The organism is Janibacter corallicola NBRC 107790 (genome assembly GCF_001570965.1).
Lineage (GTDB): Bacteria > Actinomycetota > Actinomycetes > Actinomycetales > Dermatophilaceae > Janibacter > Janibacter corallicola.
The window spans coordinates 91,241-108,867 of sequence record NZ_BCSR01000004.1; the positions used below are offsets into that span (position 1 = coordinate 91,241).

19 protein-coding genes and 1 pseudogene are annotated in these 17,627 nt (G+C 71.0%); 14 read left to right on the forward strand and 6 right to left on the reverse strand.

Features of this window, described 5'->3' with window-relative positions; all coding sequences use genetic code 11:
- The first annotated feature begins 79 nt into the window (after positions 1–79).
- Both JCO01S_RS03160 and JCO01S_RS03165 read left to right on the forward strand, forming a co-directional pair.
- Positions 80–1,264, forward strand: coding sequence for a sensor histidine kinase (locus JCO01S_RS03160; protein WP_068250562.1), 1,185 nt, complete (start codon positions 80–82; stop codon positions 1,262–1,264).
- Positions 1,261–1,911, forward strand: coding sequence for a response regulator transcription factor (locus JCO01S_RS03165; RefSeq protein ID WP_068250565.1), 651 nt, complete (start codon positions 1,261–1,263; stop codon positions 1,909–1,911). The genes JCO01S_RS03160 and JCO01S_RS03165 overlap by 4 nt, the downstream gene beginning before the upstream one ends.
- A 4-nt stretch (positions 1,912–1,915) precedes the next feature.
- Here the strand turns inward: JCO01S_RS03165 and JCO01S_RS03170 are convergent, their stop codons facing one another.
- Positions 1,916–2,173: an SHOCT domain-containing protein gene (locus tag JCO01S_RS03170; RefSeq protein WP_068250568.1), complete on the reverse strand. Its 258-nt coding sequence runs from the start codon at positions 2,171–2,173 to the stop codon at positions 1,916–1,918.
- Positions 2,174–2,372: 199 nt separating this feature from the next.
- Here JCO01S_RS03170 and JCO01S_RS03175 point away from each other — a divergent pair, with 199 nt between their 5' ends.
- From JCO01S_RS03175 to JCO01S_RS03190, 4 genes are all read left to right on the forward strand, one after another.
- On the forward strand, positions 2,373–2,579 hold the full coding sequence (locus JCO01S_RS03175) for a heavy-metal-associated domain-containing protein (RefSeq protein ID WP_068250571.1): 207 nt from the start codon (positions 2,373–2,375) through the stop codon (positions 2,577–2,579).
- 110 nt (positions 2,580–2,689) lie between these two features.
- The gene (locus JCO01S_RS03180; protein WP_084342586.1) at positions 2,690–4,924 is read left to right on the forward strand and encodes a heavy metal translocating P-type ATPase; all 2,235 of its coding nucleotides are present in this window, start codon (positions 2,690–2,692) and stop codon (positions 4,922–4,924) included.
- Entirely contained in the window at positions 4,905–5,192 is a 288-nt protein-coding gene (locus JCO01S_RS03185; RefSeq protein ID WP_068250577.1) for a sulfurtransferase TusA family protein, read from the forward strand. The genes JCO01S_RS03180 and JCO01S_RS03185 overlap by 20 nt, the downstream gene beginning before the upstream one ends.
- Positions 5,177–5,920, forward strand: coding sequence for a GTP pyrophosphokinase (locus JCO01S_RS03190; RefSeq protein WP_068250579.1), 744 nt, complete (start codon positions 5,177–5,179; stop codon positions 5,918–5,920). Before JCO01S_RS03185 ends, JCO01S_RS03190 begins: the two co-directional genes overlap by 16 nt.
- Here JCO01S_RS03190 and JCO01S_RS03195 read toward each other — a convergent pair whose 3' ends face one another.
- Entirely contained in the window at positions 5,921–6,685 is a 765-nt protein-coding gene (locus JCO01S_RS03195; protein WP_068250585.1) for an SDR family oxidoreductase, read from the reverse strand. It abuts the gene before it with no gap.
- A gap of 44 nt (positions 6,686–6,729) precedes the next feature.
- On the opposite strand from JCO01S_RS03195, the gene JCO01S_RS03200 reads away from it, so the two are divergent.
- From JCO01S_RS03200 to JCO01S_RS03215, 4 genes are all read left to right on the forward strand, one after another.
- Positions 6,730–7,353, forward strand: a complete 624-nt coding sequence (locus JCO01S_RS03200) for a class I SAM-dependent DNA methyltransferase (RefSeq protein WP_068250588.1) — start codon at positions 6,730–6,732, stop codon at positions 7,351–7,353.
- A 10-nt stretch (positions 7,354–7,363) separates the two neighbouring features.
- Positions 7,364–7,729, forward strand: coding sequence for a GntR family transcriptional regulator (locus JCO01S_RS03205; protein WP_068250591.1), 366 nt, complete (start codon positions 7,364–7,366; stop codon positions 7,727–7,729).
- 74 nt (positions 7,730–7,803) lie between these two features.
- Positions 7,804–8,319 carry a DUF4383 domain-containing protein gene (locus JCO01S_RS03210; protein ID WP_068250594.1) on the forward strand — a complete coding sequence of 172 codons (516 nt, stop codon included), beginning with the start codon at positions 7,804–7,806 and terminating at the stop codon, positions 8,317–8,319.
- A 91-nt stretch (positions 8,320–8,410) separates the two neighbouring features.
- Complete coding sequence (locus JCO01S_RS03215) at positions 8,411–8,896, forward strand: DUF4383 domain-containing protein (RefSeq protein WP_084342580.1); 486 nt, start codon at positions 8,411–8,413, stop codon at positions 8,894–8,896.
- 3 nt (positions 8,897–8,899) lie between these two features.
- Here the strand turns inward: JCO01S_RS03215 and JCO01S_RS03220 are convergent, their stop codons facing one another.
- Positions 8,900–10,117, reverse strand: coding sequence for an NAD(P)/FAD-dependent oxidoreductase (locus JCO01S_RS03220; RefSeq protein WP_068250597.1), 1,218 nt, complete (start codon positions 10,115–10,117; stop codon positions 8,900–8,902).
- A 164-nt stretch (positions 10,118–10,281) separates the two neighbouring features.
- Between JCO01S_RS03220 and JCO01S_RS03225 the strand changes: the two genes are divergently transcribed.
- Positions 10,282–10,860, forward strand: a complete 579-nt coding sequence (locus JCO01S_RS03225; protein ID WP_068250602.1) for a TIGR03086 family metal-binding protein — start codon at positions 10,282–10,284, stop codon at positions 10,858–10,860.
- 8 nt (positions 10,861–10,868) lie between these two features.
- On the opposite strand, the gene JCO01S_RS03230 is transcribed toward JCO01S_RS03225, so the two are convergent.
- The 3 genes from JCO01S_RS03230 to JCO01S_RS03240 form a co-directional block, all read right to left on the reverse strand.
- Positions 10,869–11,333, reverse strand: coding sequence for a hemerythrin domain-containing protein (locus JCO01S_RS03230; protein WP_068250605.1), 465 nt, complete (start codon positions 11,331–11,333; stop codon positions 10,869–10,871).
- A gap of 4 nt (positions 11,334–11,337) precedes the next feature.
- Complete coding sequence (fdxA, locus tag JCO01S_RS03235) at positions 11,338–11,682, reverse strand: ferredoxin (RefSeq protein ID WP_068250608.1); 345 nt, start codon at positions 11,680–11,682, stop codon at positions 11,338–11,340.
- Positions 11,683–11,772: 90 nt separating this feature from the next.
- Positions 11,773–12,612, reverse strand: coding sequence for an alpha/beta fold hydrolase (locus JCO01S_RS03240; protein ID WP_068250611.1), 840 nt, complete (start codon positions 12,610–12,612; stop codon positions 11,773–11,775).
- 114 nt (positions 12,613–12,726) lie between these two features.
- Here JCO01S_RS03240 and ctaD point away from each other — a divergent pair.
- From ctaD to JCO01S_RS03255, 3 genes and pseudogenes are all read left to right on the forward strand, one after another.
- A pseudogene (gene ctaD / locus JCO01S_RS03245) lies at positions 12,727–14,443 on the forward strand (aa3-type cytochrome oxidase subunit I).
- A 53-nt stretch (positions 14,444–14,496) separates the two neighbouring features.
- The gene (locus JCO01S_RS03250; RefSeq protein ID WP_068250614.1) at positions 14,497–16,146 is read left to right on the forward strand and encodes a fatty acid--CoA ligase; all 1,650 of its coding nucleotides are present in this window, start codon (positions 14,497–14,499) and stop codon (positions 16,144–16,146) included.
- On the forward strand, positions 16,143–17,627 hold the full coding sequence (locus tag JCO01S_RS03255) for a dihydrolipoyl dehydrogenase family protein (protein WP_068250617.1): 1,485 nt from the start codon (positions 16,143–16,145) through the stop codon (positions 17,625–17,627). Before JCO01S_RS03250 ends, JCO01S_RS03255 begins: the two co-directional genes overlap by 4 nt.

Below are 17,627 nucleotides of genomic sequence, written 5' to 3' on the forward strand. Positions count from 1 at the left end.
GCTCCCACCTGGGTCAGAGTGGTCCGAGCGGCACACGACGTGGTGACCACGCCGTGCCATCGGACGAAGGGAGGGACACGTGACCGCAACCGGTGTCCGCGGGTGGCTCCGTCTGGGCGCCCTCCCGCTGGGTCTGGCGCTCCTCGGCCTGCTGACCCTGCCGGTCCTGGGGCACGGGCCCGGGGCCGGCGACCGCCCACCGTGGGTCGAGGACCGTTGGGGGCCTGCCCCGCCCACGGACACCGCCTTCGCAGAGCCGGGCGTCCTCGCCGCGGTGCTCGTCGTCGCCGCCGCGGCGGGCCTGCTGCTACGCCACCGCCGCCCGGAGGTGGCACTGGCGATCACCACCGTGGCGACCGGCACCTACCTCGCCCTCGGCCACCCGTCCGGCCCGATCCTGCTGACTCTCGCCGTCGCCGTCTACGGGGTCGGCCGGCACCTGCCGCTGCGGCCTGCCCTGCTCTGGGCGGGGACCGCACTCCTGCTGCTCCTCCTGCTGCTGCTCCTGCGCACCGAGGACCCCGGCGCGCTGCTGGCGGCGGTGCCGTGGTTCGCCCTTCCCCTCATGGTCGGCACGGTGCGACGGCAGAGTGCCGAGTCCCACGCCCACGCCCGCTCGGAGGCGGACCGGCGTCTCGTCGAGGCCGAGCGCCTGCGCGTCGCCCAGGAGGTGCACGACGTCGTCGGTCACGGGCTGGCCGCGATCCAGATGCAGGCGGACATCGCGCTGCACGTGCGCGAGCACGACCCGGACCAGCCGGTCCGGGCGCTGCAGGCGATCAGCACCGCCAGCGAGGAGGCCCTGACCGAGCTGCGTGCCACCCTCACCGGCGTGCGCTCGGGCGGGACCGCACCGACCCCGGGGCTGGCCGGGGTCGGCGCGCTGCGAGATCGCGTCCGCGCGAGCGGGGTCGAGGTCGACCTGGCGCTCGTCGGGGACGTCGCCGGGCTGCCCCGGCCGATCGACCTGGCGGCCTATCGCATCGTCCAGGAGGCACTGACCAATGTCGTGCGCCACTCCGAGGACCGCGCCGCGCGGGTCCGGATCGCCCGCGAACCGCAGGGCCTGCACATCACCGTGACCAACCGGCACGACCCCGCCGATCCGACCGCACACCGCGCTCGGCCCGGTCGCGACGTCCCCCCGCTGGGCATCGACGGGATGCGCCGACGCGCCCTGCAGCTCGGGGGCCGGCTCACCGCGGGCGAGCAGGAGGGGAGCTTCACCGTGCACGCCTTCCTACCGCTGGAGGAGAACCCATGACCTCGGTCCTGCTCGTCGACGACCAGGAGCTGGTCCGCATGGGCCTGCGCACACTCGTCGAGGCCACGCCCGGGCTCTGCGTCGCCGGCGAGGCGGCCGACGGGATCGCCGCGGTCCGCGAGGCCGCACGGAGCCGGCCCGACGTGGTGCTCATGGACATCCGCATGCCCGGCATCGACGGCCTCGAGGCCACCCGGCGGCTCCTCGCCGACCCGGACCTGACCGGCTCGAAGGTGATCGTGCTGACGACCTTCGAGCTCGACGAGTACGTATTCGAGGCGCTGCGGGCCGGGGCGAGCGGCTTCCTGCTGAAGAACACCCCTCCCGAAGATCTCGTGGAGGCGATCCGCACCGTCGCGCAGGGCGGTGCGCTCCTGGCGCCGTCGGTGACCCGCACCCTCATCCGGGAGTTCGTCGAGCAGCCGCGGGGGAGGCTGACGCCGCACCCGCAGCTGGGCGACCTCACCGACCGCGAGCGCGAGGTGGTCGGTCTCGTCGGACAGGGCCTGAGCAACCAGGAGATCGCCGAGCGGCTCGTCGTGAGTCCGGCGACCGCCAGGACCCACGTGAGCCGCTCGATGATCAAGCTCGGCGCGCGCGACCGGGCCCAACTGGTGGTCTTCGCCTACCAGTCGGGCCTGGTCTGAGCGTTCACTTCTCCCGCAGCACGGCGCGGCGTGCCCGGAACTCCTGCTCCGTGATCGAGCCCTCGGCGAAGCGCTCGGCGAGCACCCGCTCACCGGCCCGCGCACCGTGCTCCGCGCGGCGACGGCGCCGTCCGAGCACCGCGAAGGTGAACACGGCGGCGAAGAGCAGCAGCCAGAAGAGCGGGATGAGGAAGAACGGGAAGGGCGGACCCTCGTGCCAGGGGCCGGCGTGGGTGACCAGGGTGGTCGCGACGGCGTTCATGGTTCTCCTCCGGGAGAAGTTGGTATCGATGACACCGCCAAGACTGCCCCGCGCGACGGGGCGGGTCGTCGGCCCGCAGGCGACATCCCGGCTACGCATCCGGGCGTACCCGACCCGCCTCGACACATACCCCTTGGGGGTATAAAATGACGATCGTCGGGCAGCAGGAGCCGCCCCACCGATCAGAGAGGAACCCACGATGAGCGCAACCACCACCTACACCGTCTCCGGCATGACCTGCCAGCACTGCGTCGCGTCCGTCACCGAGGAGGTCCAGGAGATCCAGGGCGTCGAGGACGTCTCGATCGAGCTCGAGTCCGGCGCCGTGACCGTGACCAGCACCGCCCCGCTCGAGGAGGCCACCGTCCGCGCGGCCGTCGAGGAGGCCGGCTACCAGCTGGCCTGACCCCCTTCGCCCGCCGTCCACCCACCGATGCACAGGAGCCAGCCGTGAGCACCTCCACCCAGACACCCGGCGACGCCGACCTGACCGATGTCGAGCTGGCGATCACGGGGATGACCTGCGCCTCCTGCGCGGGCCGTGTGGAGCGCAAGCTGAACAAGATCGACGGCGTCACGGCGAGCGTCAACTACGCGACGGAGAAGGCGAAGGTCAGCTACGGCTCCGGGGTCACCCCGGACCAACTGGTCGAGACCGTCGAGCACGCCGGCTATGGTGCCGTCCTCCCGACCCCCGAGGGTGCGAAGGGGGAGGCCCCCACCGCCCCCGACGAGGTGGACCTGCTGCGCCAGCGCCTCATCGTCTCGGCGGTCCTCACCGTCCCCGTCATCGCGATGGCGATGATCCCACCGCTGCAGTTCACCAACTGGCAGTGGCTCTCGCTCACCCTGGCCGCGCCGGTCGTCGTGTGGGGGGCGCTGCCCTTCCACAAGGCGGCGTGGACCAACCTCAAGCACGGCGCGACGACGATGGACACCCTCGTGTCCATGGGTACGCTCGCCGCGCTGTCCTGGTCGTTGTACGCGCTGTTCTTCGGCACCGCGGGCGAGCCGGGGATGACCCACCCCTTCGAGCTGACGGTCGCGCCCGGCGACGGCTCCGGCAACATCTACCTCGAGGCCGCTGCGGGGGTGACGACCTTCATCCTCGCGGGGCGCTGGTTCGAGAAGCGCTCCAAGCGCCAAGCCGGGGCCGCCCTGCGCGCCCTGCTCGAGATGGGCGCGAAGGAGGTCACCGTCCTCGACGGCACGACCGAGCGGACCATCCCCGTCGAGGACCTCGCCGCAGGCATGCACTTCGTCGTGCGTCCCGGCGAGAAGGTCGCCACCGACGGCATCATCGAGCACGGCAACTCGGCGGTGGACACCTCGATGCTCACCGGTGAGTCGGTGCCCGTCGAGGTGGGCGTGGGCGACGAGGTCGTCGGTGCCACGGTCAACGCGGAGGGACGGCTCGTCGTGCGCGCCACGCGCGTCGGCTCCGACACCCAGCTGGCGCAGATGGCCCGCATGGTCGAGGACGCGCAGAACGGCAAGGCCGAGGCGCAGCGCCTCGCCGACCGGATCTCCGGGATCTTCGTGCCGATCGTGCTCGTGCTCTCGCTGCTGACCCTCCTGGGCTGGCTCGTCGCTGGCGCGGGTCCGTCGATGGCCTTCACCGCCGCGGTGGCGGTCCTGATCATCGCCTGCCCCTGCGCGCTCGGTCTGGCGACCCCGACGGCCCTGATGGTCGGCACCGGCCGGGGCGCCCAGCTGGGCATCCTCATCAAGGGGCCGGAGGTCCTCGAGTCCACCCGCACCGTCGACACCGTCGTGCTCGACAAGACGGGCACCGTCACGACCGGCTCGATGACGCTGCGCGAGGTGGTCGCGGCCGAGGGCGAGGACGAGGCCGAGGTGCTCCGCATGGCGGGTGCGCTCGAGGCGGCGTCCGAGCACCCCATCGCCCGCGCGATCGCCTCCGGCAGCAGGGAGCGGGTCGGTGACCTGCCGGCCGTGGACGGCTTCGCGAACGTCGAGGGGCTCGGCGTCCAGGGGACCGTCCTCGGGGACGGGCAGAGCACATCGGTCATCGTCGGCCGTCCGGCCCTGCTCGCCGACTGGTCGATGCCCCTGGACCCGGCACTGCAGGAGGCGATGACCCGCGCCCAGCGAGGCGGCGGCACCGCGGTGGCCGTCGGCTGGGACGGTGTCGCCCGCGGCATCGTGGTCGTCGCCGACGCCATCAAGGACACCTCCGCACAGGCGGTCGCCGAGCTGCGTGGCCTCGGGTTGCGACCGATCCTGCTCACCGGGGACAACGAGGTCGTGGCCCGCGCGGTGGCCGACGAGGTCGGGATCGATCCCGCCGACGTCATCGCCGATGTCATGCCCGCCGACAAGGTCGCCGAGATCGAGCGGCTGCAGGGCGAGGGCGCGGTCGTCGCGATGGTCGGGGACGGCGTCAACGACGCCGCGGCCCTGGCCACCGCGGACCTCGGCCTGGCGATGGGCACCGGCACCGACGTCGCGATCGAGGCGAGCGACCTGACCCTCGTGCGCGGCGACCTGCGCGCCGCCGTCGACGCGATCCGTCTCGCGCGGCGCACCCTCGGCACGATCAAGGGCAACCTCTTCTGGGCCTTCGCCTACAACGTCGCCGCGATCCCGCTCGCGATGGCGGGGATGCTGAACCCGATGGTCGCCGGTGCCGCGATGGCCTTCTCCTCGGTCTTCGTCGTGAGCAACAGTCTCCGGTTGCGCGGCTTCCGCCCCCACTACGCTGGGGGCCATGGAGACGACGGGCGCTGACGGGGTCCTGACCATCGACGGGGGCGACCTCTCCTGCGCACGCCTGCTCGTCCTGCTGCGGTCCCGGGTGGCCGAGCTCGCCGAGGGCTCGATCGTCCACCTGAGCACGACCGACCCGGTCGCCCCGATCGACCTGCCCGCCTGGTGCCGGCTGACGGGGCACACCTACCTCGGGCCGGTCGCGCAGGGCCCGCCCCCGTCCTACGCCGTGCGCGTCACCGCCGCTCCCGTCCCGACGAAGGAGGACCGGCCATGGCATCCGAGGTGAGCCCCTCCTCCAACGGGCTGCCGGCGGAGATCGTCGACGGGATGCGGATGATCCGTGAGGACTTCACCCGATTCCTGCTCGGCTACCAGTTCGCCATGCAGGAGATCACCACGAAGCTGGAGATCCTGCGCGACGAGTTCGCCGAGCTGCACAGCGACAACCCGATCGAGCACATCTCCACCCGGCTGAAGAGCCCGGAGAGCATCGTCGCCAAGGCCAAGCGCCAGGACGTGGGGCTGACGACGGCCGCCATCGGTGAGCACGTCACCGACATCGCAGGCATCCGGGTCGTGTGCCCCTTCGTCGCGGACGTCGAGCGGCTCGTCGAGGCCCTGACCAACCAGCCGGACATCACGGTGCGCACGCTCAAGGACTACATCCGCAACCCGAAGCCGAACGGCTACCGATCGCTGCACGCCATCCTCGAGGTCCCGGTCTACCTCTCCTCCGGGCCGGTCCGGGTGCCGGTGGAGGTGCAGTTCCGCACCGTCGCGATGGACTTCTGGGCGAGCACCGAGCACAAGATCTTCTACAAGTACGAAGGGGACGTGCCTCCCGACCTGCGCCGCAGGATCACCGAGGCGGCCGCGACCGCGGCCCAGCTGGACGAGGAGATGGCCGAGCTCTACCGCACCGTGCACGGGCGCCCCGCGGGGGCGGCCGACGGCCAGTACCCGGTCACGCCACCGATCTCGGACGACGTCCTGCGCCGCCTCACCGAGGACTGATCAGGCCGGCCTCTGCCCGGTCTGCGCCTGCGCCCAGTCCCGCCACGTCGGCCCGCGCAGGTCGGCATCGGGACCGGGCAGCACGGAACCGCCCGACATGCTCGCGGCGGCGGGCACCGCGACGACGTGCACGTCGTCGCCGCGAAGCCGGCACCACTCCCGGACCAGCTCCACCAGTTGCTCGGGCTGGGGGCCACCGAGCCGGCGGTCGCCCCCTTCGGCCTCGGTGGCCATCTCCAGCAGGGTTCGCGCGACCTCCGCGGAGGCCACCGGCTGGGTGGGCATGTCCATGATGTCGGCGCGTCCGCCGCCGCGGGAACGCTCCAACACCTGCCCGGGGAACTCGTGGAACTGCGTCGCCCGCAGCACCCGCGGGCCCGGCGCCTGCGCCAGCGTCGCGCGCTCGTGGGCCAGTGTCGCGCGGTACCAGGGAAAGTCCTGGCTCTCCTCGATGCCGACTATCGAGAGCACCACGGTACGGGGCACCCCGGCCTCCCGCGCGGCTCGGGCCAGGGTGGTCGAGACGGTGGTGAAGAAGTCGGTCGCCGCGGCCTCGTCCATGCCATCGGGGCGGGTGACGTCGATGATCGTCGACACCCCGTCGAGCCGGTCGCCGATGCTGTCCGGGTCGGTGAGATCGACTCCCGCGGAACGGTTCAGCGCGACCACCTCGTGGCCCGCCTCCCTCGCGAGCGACGCCACCTGCGATCCGATGAGGCCGCTCGCCCCGGCGACCGCCAGCCTGAGTCCCGCCGATCCGTCCATGGTCATGACCGTACGCCCGGCCCCGGGGTGGCAGGCTGGCCCCCATGGCAACGGAGCATTTCGACGAGAAGGCCGCGACGTGGGACGACGACGGCGACAAGGAGCGCCAGTCCGGCGAGATCGCGAGGGGCATCACCGCCGCCGCCTCACCTGCCGGCGGGGACCGGCTCCTGGAGTACGGGGCGGGGACCGGGCTGGTCACCCAGGCGCTGCTGGAGGCGACGCCCGGGCTGCTCGTGACGCTCGCGGACAACTCCACCGGGATGCGTGAGGCGATCGGGAACAAGGTCGAGGCCGGTGCCCTGCCGCCCGACACCCGGGTCTGGGACCTGGACCTGGAGAGCGACCCGGTGCCGGAGGACCGCTTCGAGCTCATCGTCACCTCGATGGTCATGCACCACGTCAAGGAGCTCGAGACCGTGCTGCGCGGTTTCGCCACGATGCTCGAGCCGGGTGGCCACCTGTGCATCGCCGACCTGGACCACGAGGACGGCTCCTTCCACGACCACGACTTCGAGGGGCACCACGGCTTCCACCGCAGCGAGGTCGAGGCCTCCCTGACGGCCGCGGGCCTGGTCGAGGTGCACATCGGCGACGGCACCAGCATCGAGCGCGAGGACGGGACCTACCCGGTCTTCCTCGCCGTGGCGACCCGCCCGAGCGACTGACGAGCGCCCCGTGCACATCGACCCGACCTCCGGCGACGCGCCCTTCGCGCAGCTGCGCAGCCAGATCCTCGCGGACATCTCCGGAGGCGCGCTGGCCCCGGGGGACCGGTTGCCCCCGGTCCGGCGGCTCGCCAGCGAGCTCGGCATCGCGGCGAACACCGTCGCCCGGGCCTACCGGGAGCTCGAGGAGGACGGGGTCCTCGAGGGACGCGGTCGGTCCGGGACGTTCGTGCGCTCCACGGTCACCGCCGGCCGGGCGGCTCCCGCTGCCGCCTCCGCTCGCGAGGCCGCCCAGCGCTACGCGGAGACGACCCGTTCCCTCGGCATCGGGCCCGAGGCCGCCCTGGCGCTCGTCCGCGAGGCGCTCGAGCCCTGAGCGGCCCGTGCATGAACCACCTCGCTCCGGGTAGGCATCCTTCAGGACCCCGGACGGACGAGGAGGCACGGCTCATGCAACGGCGGCGGACGGTCCGCGTCACCGAGCACGTCCACCCGGTGCGGGAGCGCAGCGGGACCACCCGCACCAATGCGGTGGTCTTCGGCCTCCTGTTCGTCCTGTTCGGCGTGCTCGGCTTCGTCCCGGGCGCGGTCTCCGACTTCGGTGCCCTGCAGTTCGTCGGGAACCCGGGGGGCGTCGTGCTGCTGGGGCTCTTCGAGGTCTCGATCCTGCACAACCTGGTGCACGTGCTCATCGGGGCCTGCGGTCTGGTGATGTCCCGCAGGCCGCTCTCCGCGGCCGCCTTCCTGACCGGCACCGGCATCTTCCTCGTGGCGATGGGCGTCTACGGGTTCTGGGTCTCCTCACCGTTCGACGTCAACTTCATCCCGCTGAGCTCCGTCGACAGCACGCTGCACCTCCTCCTCGGCATCGTCTTGCTCGCCCTCGGCCTGTACGGCCGGTGGCACCTCCCGATCGGCGACGACCCGGCGCTGCCGCACGAGGCCTCCGAGGACCCCCGCGCCTGATCACGGTCCGCCCGGCGCGGACCGGAGTAGCATGGGGTGTGCGCCCCGGGCCTCCCGGTGGAGGTCGCGGCAGACCTTGAGGAGGTCAACGATGACCATCACAGAGCGTGTCGTTCCCGTGGTCGACCGCCGTGGGGCCACCAAGTCCGTGGCCCTCTTCTTCAGCGTGGTCCTGCTTGCCGTCGGCGTCCTGGGGTTCGTCCCCGGAGCGACGGCCCATCTGGATCAGATCCAGTTCCTCGGCGACGCCAGCGGGGCGATGCTCTTCGGCGTCTTCCAGGTCTCGATCCTGCTGAACCTGATCCATGTGCTCCTCGGAGTCGCCGGCATCTTCGCCTCCCGGGCGGGGCTGGCCTCCGTGGTCCACCTCATCCTCGGCGGGATCGTGCTGCTCGCGATCTGCGCCTACGGGGTGATGATCCTGCCGAACACCTCGATCGACGTCTTCGCGGTCAACGGCGCCGACGGATGGCTCCACCTCGTGCTCGGTCTCGGCATGCTGGTCTCCGGCCTGTACGGCCAGCGCCACCTGCCGATGGACCAGGAGCGTCCGGTGGTGCCGCCGCTGGTCGAGTGACCTTCAGCCCAGGGAGTCGGCCAGCGAGATGCTCGTGTCGCGGGTCTTCTCGTTCGCACTGCGACCGAGCCAGGCACGCAGCGAGTCCGTGGCGTCCCAGTCGTTGGTGTGCATGCCGGCGACGACGACGCCGTCCTTGATCCACAGCGCGTTCAGCACCCGGGACCCACGGTCGCCCCGGATGACCACCTCGTCGAACCCGTCCGGGCCGACGTGGCCGACATACTCCATCCCGAGGTCGTACTGGTCGGTGAAGAAGTACGGCTGCCGCGTGTAGGCCTCCTCGCTGCCGAGCATGCTCCGGGCGGCGTGGCGGCCCTGCTGGATCGCGGTGTCCCAGTGCTCGATCCGGACCCGGCCGAGCGTCGGGTGGTCGTGGTTGGCGACGTCCCCCGCGGCGAAGACGTGCGGGTCGCTCGTGCGCAGGCGCGCGTCGACGAGGACTCCGTCGTCCACCTCCAGACCAGCAGCCTGTGCGAGCGCTGTCTCGGGGACGGCGCCGATGGCGACGAGGACGATGTCCGCGACGACCTCGGTGCCGTCGGAGAGGGAGGCGCGGGCGCCCCCTTCGCTCCCGTGCTCGATGGACTCGACCGTCGTGCTCGTGCGCAGGTCGACCCCGTGCTCGCGGTGGAGCCCGACGAACACGTCGGACATCTCCTCCCCCATCGGTCCGGCGAGGGGCTTGGCCGCCGCCTCGACGACGGTGACCGTGCCACCGGCCTGTCGGGCGGCGGAGGCGACCTCGAGCCCGATCCAGCCGGCCCCGATGACCAGCATGCGGCCGGAGAGATTCTTCCGCAGCGCCTCGGACTCCTCGATCGTGCGCAGGTAGGCGAAGGGGGCCCCGGACGCATCGACCATCGGCAGGTGGCGCGAGGTGGCACCGGTCGCGACCAGCAGCTGGTCGTAGGTGATGGCACGCCCGTCGACGGTGATGGTCCGCGCGCCGGTGTCGAGCCCGGTGACCTCCGTCCCGGTGATCAGCTCGACCCGCTGCTGCTCGTACCACTCGGCGTCCTTGACCGCTGCGTCCGCGGCGGTGGCGCTCCCCAGCAGGATGTCCTTGGACAGGGGCGGGCGCTCGTACGGTGCGTGGGGTTCGGCACCGACGAGGACGATGGCACCGTCATACCCCTGATCCCGCAGCTCGGCGGCGGCGCTGGCGCCGGCGAGCCCACCACCGATGATGACGATGTTCTGGGGGCTGTTCTGACTCATGGTGTGCTCCTTGTGAGGTCGAGGAACTCCGCCCGGCTGCGTGGACCGCTCCGCAGTGTCATGCCGGTGTGCTCCAGATCACGATACCGACGCCACGGGCCCCTGACCGCACCTCGCCTGATCGGTGACAGTTGTTGTCACCGGAGGGGGGCACGCTGGAGGGCATGACACAGGTTCCAGACTTCCGATCCGACCTCGACACCGCCCAGGAGTGGGTGGCCGGCCTCATGGACGTCGTCCGGGCCGACCAGCTCGGTGACCCGACCCCGTGCACCGACTTCGACGTTCAGGCGCTGCTGGAGCACCAGAACGCCATCCCCGGCAAGATCGCCGCCGTCGCCGGTGGCGACAACCCCCGGGACCTACCCTTCCGGGTGGAGGTCGCCACCGACACCCTCGCCGAGGACTACCGTGCCCGCACCCGCGCGGCCATGACCGCCTGGGACGACGACGACCTGCTCACGGCGACCCTGACCGCGCCGTGGGGACCTGCCCCCGGGGGCATCGCCGTCGGGGGCTTCCTCATGGAGACCCTCGCGCACGGCTGGGACCTGGCCGTCGCCACCGGTCAGGACGCGGAGGCGGACCCGGCGCTCGTCGCGAAGGCACAGTCGGTCGCCGAGCAGGCCCTCACCGAGGACTCCCGCGGCTCGGGGATGCCCTTCGGCCACCGGGTGGAACCCCGCGAGGGGGCCGGGCCGACCGAGCGCTTCGCCGCCTTCCTCGGGCGCTCCCGTCCCTGACCCCGGCGTCAGGGCGCGAGCTGGCAGCGCCACCTCGCGGGCATGGTCTCGTCCGCCAGCGCCATGGCCACCGACTCCTGGGTCTGCGGGTCCAGCTGCTCGACCGCGGCCCGGTAGATGATGGCCTCCTCCTTCTGGTTGTGCGCGTCCAGCTGCTCGCCGAGACGGCCACAGGCCTCACGCAGGGCGTCGAGGTCGGGTGACGCGGCGTCCAGCAGCCGGTCGATGGTCTCGAGCGTGCCCCAGAGCTCACCGTGCTCGCGGAGCATCACGAGCACCGGCGGGATGAGTCCGATCTCGCGCAACGGCGGGAAGAGCCACTGCTCCTCGAGGTAGATGTGCTGGCGCAACTCGCCGGCCGAGTCACGATAGGAGGTCGCGCGGACCTCCCCTGCCTCCAGGCTGGCGACGAAGTCGGCGAGCCGGGTGTCGATGCTGCGGTGCTCGACCTCGAGCTCCTCGGCGATGGTCATGCCGTCACCCCTCCTGCGCCGGATGGGATGCGACGAGCGCGGTGTCGCCGTCGATGGTCCCCATCTTCGCCGCACCCCCGGGCGATCCGAGGGCTTCGTCCTTGCCGGGCAGGGCATCCTCGAAGAAGCGGGCGTTGTCGGCGAGGTAGGGAGTGAACTCCTCCGGGAGGTCGTCCTCGTAGTAGATCGCCTCGACGGGGCAGACCGGCTCACAGGCACCGCAGTCAACGCACTCGTCCGGATGGATGTAGAGACTGCGCTTGCCCTCGTAGATGCAGTCGACGGGACACTCCTCCACGCAGGACAGGTCCTTGACGTCGATGCACGGCTCGGCAATGACGTAGGTCATCACGACCTCCTCATATTTATTACGGAACCTCTAGTAACAATATGGCAGGTCGGGTGCCGGGGCCAGCACGGGGCCCGGCGGATCCGGGGGTCACTCCTTCGCGAGGAACTCCACCAGCGCGGAGTTGAACTCACCCGCGTGGCTGACGTTGCAGCCGTGCGGAGCGCCCTCGAGCAGGATGAGCTCGCTCTGCGCGACGGCCTCGTGGGTGCGCTTGCCGGACCCCTCGAAGGGGACGGTCTCGTCGCTGTCCCCGTGCACCACCAGGGTCGGCACGGTGACCTCACGCAGGTCGTCCCGGAAGTCCGTGGTCCCGAAGGCCTCCATGCAGTCCACGGCCGCGGTCTCGCCGGACTGGTGGCAGAGCGCGACGGCCTCCTGCCGCTCCTGCTCGGTGACCTTGAGCGTGTCACCGACGGAGAAGAACCGGGTCATAAACTCGTCGAAGAAGGTGTCGCGGTCGTCCTTCAGGCCCGTCTCCATCTTCTGGGCCTCCACGAGCGGGAGGGGACCGTCGGGGTTGTCCTCGCTCTGCACCAGGTACGGCGGCACCGCCGCCGCGAAGACCACGCTCCGCAGCCGGTCCTCACCGTGACGGGAGACGTAGCGCGCGACCTCACCACCGCCCATGGAGAACCCGACGAGGGTGACGTCCCACAGGTCCAGCTCCGTGAGGACCCCGTGGAGGTCGTCGGCGAGCGTGTCGTAGTCGTACCCCTTGTCCGGCTTGTCGCTGCGGCCGAACCCACGACGGTCGTAGGTGATCACCCGGTGCCCCGCGTCCCGCAACGGCGCCAGTTGCTCGCGCCATGCCTCCCCGGAGAGCGGCCAGCCGTGGATGAGCACCACCGGTGCCCCGGTGCCGCCGGAGTCCTCGACGTGCAACGTGGTCGAACTGAACAGGCCCTTCTTCGCCTTCACCTCGGTCATGACCAAGCGCTACCCGCGGGCGAAGAAATCAATCATCAGCACATCCGGCGAGTGCGCCGACGCCACCCGGGTAGCGCACCAGTGGCAGTTCCCGCCGCGAGGAAGGGGATCGGGATGTCCAGCGCATCGGGCGCACTCGCCAGGACCACCGAAGAGCGGGTGGTCTCGGAACGAACGCTGGCACACCGGCGGAGCGCGGGAACCAAGTTCTTCAGCATCATCACCAGCACCGACCACAAGGTGGTCGGCAACCTCTACATGGTGACCACCTTCATCTGGTTCCTCCTCGCCGGGATGATGGCGCTGGTGATGCGTCTCGAGCTGTGGGAGCCGGGCCTGCAGGTGGTGGACAACCCCGAGCAGTACAACGAGATGTTCACCATGCACGGCACGATCATGCTGCTGCTCTTCGGGACCCCCTTCTTCAACGGGATCGCGAACGCCATCGTCCCGTTGCACATCGGGTCGCCGGATGTCGCCTTCCCCCCGGCTGAACATGTTCTCCTACTGGGTCTTCCTCTTCGGGGGGATCATCGCCGGGGCCGGGCTGCTCACCCCCGGAGGGGCGGCCTCCTTCGGCTGGACCTCCTACAGCCCGTTGTCCAGCACCACGTACAGCCCCGGCCTCGGTGGGGACCTGTGGGTCTGGGGTCTGGCCCTCGCGGGATTCGGCACCATCCTGGCCTCGGTCAACCTCATCACGACCATCCTGTGCATGCGGGCGCCCGGCATGACGATGTTCCGGATGCCGATCTTCACGTGGAACACGTTGATCACCTCGATCATGGTGCTCATCGCCTTCCCGGTGCTGGCCGCCGCGCTCATCGCCCTCGGCATCGACCGGCGCTTCGACGGGATGATCTTCGACCCGACCAGCGGGGGCGCCCTGCTGTGGCAGCACCTGTTCTGGTTCTTCGGGCACCCGGAGGTCTACATCCTCGCGCTGCCCTTCTTCGGGATCGTCTCCGAGATCTTCCCGGTCTTCTCGCGCAAGCCGATGTTCGGGTACAAGAGCCTGGTCTTCGCGACCATCGCCATCGCCCTGCTCTCGGTCTCGGTCTGGGCGCACCACATGTTCGCGACCGGTCAGGTCTTCCTGCCCTTCTTCGCGATCATGACGATGGCCATCGCGGTGCCCACGGGCGTGAAGTTCTTCAACTGGATCGGGACCATGTGGCGCGGCAAGCTCGTCTTCAGCACCCCCATGGTCTGGGCCCTCGGCTTCATCGTGACCTTCCTCTTCGGCGGTCTCACCGGCGTGATCCTGGCGAGCCCCGCCCTGGACTTCCACGTGCACGACACGTACTTCGTCGTGGCCCACTTCCACTACGTCCTCTTCGGCACGATCGTCTTCTCCTTCTTCGGCGGCACGTACTTCTGGTGGCCGAAGTGGACCGGGAAGATGCTCGACGAGCGACTCGGCTACGTCCACTTCGCCCTCGTGTTCGTCGGCTTCCACACGACCTTCCTCATCCAGCACTGGCTCGGGGTGCAGGGCATGCCGCGCCGGTATGCGGACTACCTGCCCGAGGACGGGTTCCAGCTGGCGAACCAGATCTCCACGGTCGGCTCGCTCATCCTCGCGGTGAGCTTCCTGCCCTTCTTCTACAACCTGTGGAAGACACACGTCAGCGCGCCGACGGTCGACTCGAACGACCCGTGGGGCTACGGCAACACCCTCGAGTGGGCGACGAGCTGCCCACCTCCCCGGCACAACTTCCACTCGCTGCCACCGATCCGTTCCGAGCGGCCGGTCTTCGACATGAACCACCCGGAGTACGCACCCCAGGCGATCCGCGCGCGGCACGAGGCGGAGCGGCCGCTTCGCTGATTCGTTAGGCGCAAAGGGTGGACCCGGGGACCGGCACCCAGTTACATGGGTGCATGAAGAGCACGATGCAGGACTACCAGCTGACCATCGCCTCCCTCATGCGGCACGGGACGGGCGTCCATCCCGACTCCGAGGTGGTCACCGCCACCGCCGACGGGACCCGCTCGATCTCCTACGCCCAGCTCGGCACCCGCGTCGCACAGCTCGCCCACGGGCTGCGCTCCCTCGGGATCGAGGGCGACCAGCGGGTGGCGACCTTCCAGTGGAACAACGCCGAGCACCTCGAGGCCTACCTGGCGATCCCCTCGATGGGCGCGGTCCTGCACACCCTGAACATCCGCCTCTTCCCCGAACAGCTGGTCTACACGGCCAACCACGCCGAGGACCGGGTGGTCATCGTCGACGACTCCCTCGTCGGGCTGCTCGCGCCGCAGCTGCCGGCCATGGAGACCATCACCCACGTCCTCGTCGCCGGCCCGGACGCCGCCGACGCCGACCTGGACTCCCTTCGCTCCTCCGGCAAGGAGGTGCTCCTCTACGAGGACCTGCTCGCAGCGCAGGAGGAGACCTTCGACTGGCCGGAGCCGGACGAGCACGACGCCGCGGCCATGTGCTACACGAGCGGCACCACCGGCAACCCGAAGGGGGTCGTCTACAGCCACCGCTCCGCCTACCTGCACGCCTTCGCCTCGTGCACCGGCAACGTCGGCGGCCTGACCTTCACCGACCGGGTGCTCCCGATCGTGCCGATGTTCCACGCCAACGCGTGGGGCCTGGCCTATGCCGCGATCATGAGCGGCGCCTCGCTGTGCATGCCCGACCGCTGGCTGCAGGCCGAGCCGCTCGTGCGCTTCATCACCGAGAGCCGACCGACGGTCTCCGGCGCGGTCCCGACGGTGTGGAACGACGTGCTCACCTACCTCGACGACCACCCCGACGTGGAGCTGGACTCCCTGCGCACGATCCTGTGCGGAGGATCGGCCGTGCCGGTCTCCCTGATGCAGGCCCTGCGCGAACGCCACGGCCTCGAGATGGTCCAGGCCTGGGGCATGACCGAGACCTCACCGGTGGCCTCGGTGGCGAACGTCCCGCTCGGGGCCGAGGGCGATGATGCGTGGCGCTACAAGGGCACCGCCGGTCGGCTGCTCTGCGGCGTCGAGGGCCGCATCGTCGGGGACGACGGCACCGTCCTGCCGCGCGACGGGGAAGCGGTCGGCGAGCTCGAGGTCCGGGGCCCGTGGGTGACCGCCGGGTACTACAACACGAGCGATCCCGAGGCGGAGGAGAAGTTCGACGACGGCTGGCTGCGGACCGGCGACGTCGGCACCCTCGACGACCTCGGGTACATCACCCTGACCGACCGCGCGAAGGACGTCATCAAGTCCGGCGGGGAGTGGATCTCCTCGGTCGACCTGGAGAACGCGCTCATGGGGCACGAGGCGGTGCTCGAGGCCGCCGTCGTCGGCATCCCGGACGAGAAGTGGCAGGAGCGCCCACTGGCGAACGTCGTCGTCAGGCAGGGAGCGAGCGTCACCGCCGCGGAGCTGCGCGAGCATCTGGCCAAGGACTTCGCGAAGTGGCAGCTGCCCGACGCCTTCGCCTTCATCGAGGAGGTCCCGCGCACCTCGGTCGGCAAGTTCGACAAAAAGGTGCTGCGTCAGCGGTATCGCGAAGGGGATCCGCGGGTAGAGCCCCGGGCATGACCATGCCAGCGGAAGGCATCGAGACCGCCGAGTTCGACGTCATCGTCCTCGGGGGCGGCCCCGTCGGGGAGAACCTCGCCCAGTATGCGATGGAGGACTCCGACGTCACCGCCGCGATCGTGGAGGGGGAGCGGTTCGGCGGCGAGTGCTCCTACTGGGCGTGCATCCCGAGCAAGGCGCTGCTGCGACCGGCGGCCGTGGCGGACACCAGCGCCCACCTGCAGGGGATGGACCCGGGCAGGCTCGAGCGCGACGACCTGCTCGCACGTCGGGACGCGTGGGTCTCCCACTACGACGACTCCGGGCAGTACGACTGGGTCGAGGGGGCCGGGATCACGCCGGTCCGCGGACACGGGCGACTGGTCGGTGAGCGCGAGGTCGAGGTGGAGGGCGAAGGCGGTGCACTCGGGTCCCACGCTCCGCGTGGGCGGCGCGACGAAGGAGCCTCGAAGGGGGGGACCCGTCGCCTGCGCGCCCGGCGCGCCGTGGTCATCGCGACCGGCAGCGAACCCGTCGTCCCCCCGCCGTACCGCGACGCCCACCCGTGGGGGTCGCGCGACGCCACCGCCGTGACGGAGGTCCCCGACCGGCTGGCGGTCATCGGCGGTGGGGTCGTCGCATGCGAGGCCGCGACGTGGATGGCCGCGCTCGGCGCACACGTGACGATGCTGGTCCGCGGGTCCGGCCTCCTCGCCGGGCAGGAGCCCTTCGTCGGGGAGGTGGTGGCCGACTCCCTTCGCGCGAAGGGGGTGGACGTGCGCCTGTCGACCGAGGCCACGGAGGTCACTCGGCCCGCCGGCGAGGACACCGGCGTCGGCCGGGTGCACGGCGGCCCGGTGACGCTCACGACCGCGGGCGGCACGGTCGAGGCGGACGAGCTGCTCGTCGCCACCGGCCGTCGCCCCCGCCTCGGTGACATCGGGCTCGAGGCGGTCGGGCTCTCCCCCGAGGACGTGACCGCCGGACGACGTCCGGAGTGGCTGCACCCGCTCGGTGACGCCGGGGGTGAGGCGCCACTGACGCACTGGGGCAAGTACCGCGCCCGGGTGCTCGGGGGAGGCATCGCGGCGGAGGAGACCGGCCGCCCGGTCGAGCCCGTCCCGACGGACGTGCCCGTGCCACAGGTCGTCTTCACCGACCCGCAGCTCGGGACGGTCGGGCTGACGGAGCAGGCGGCCCGGGACGCGGGCCACGACGTGGCGACGAACGAGGTGCCGTTCTCCGGCGCGGCCGGCGGTGCGCTGCTGCGCGACGACGTCACCGGTCGGGCGTCGATCGTCGTCGACCGGGCCGACGGCGTGCTGCTCGGGGCGACCTTCGTCGGACCGGAGGCGGGTGAGCTCGTGCACGGCGCGACGATCGCGATCGTCGGCACGGTGCCGGTGCACCTGCTGCGGCACGCCGTGCCGTCCTTCCCGTCCGCCTCCGAGCTGTGGCTGCGGCTGCTCGAGGGCCTGTCGAAGGAACTTCGCCGCGCCTAG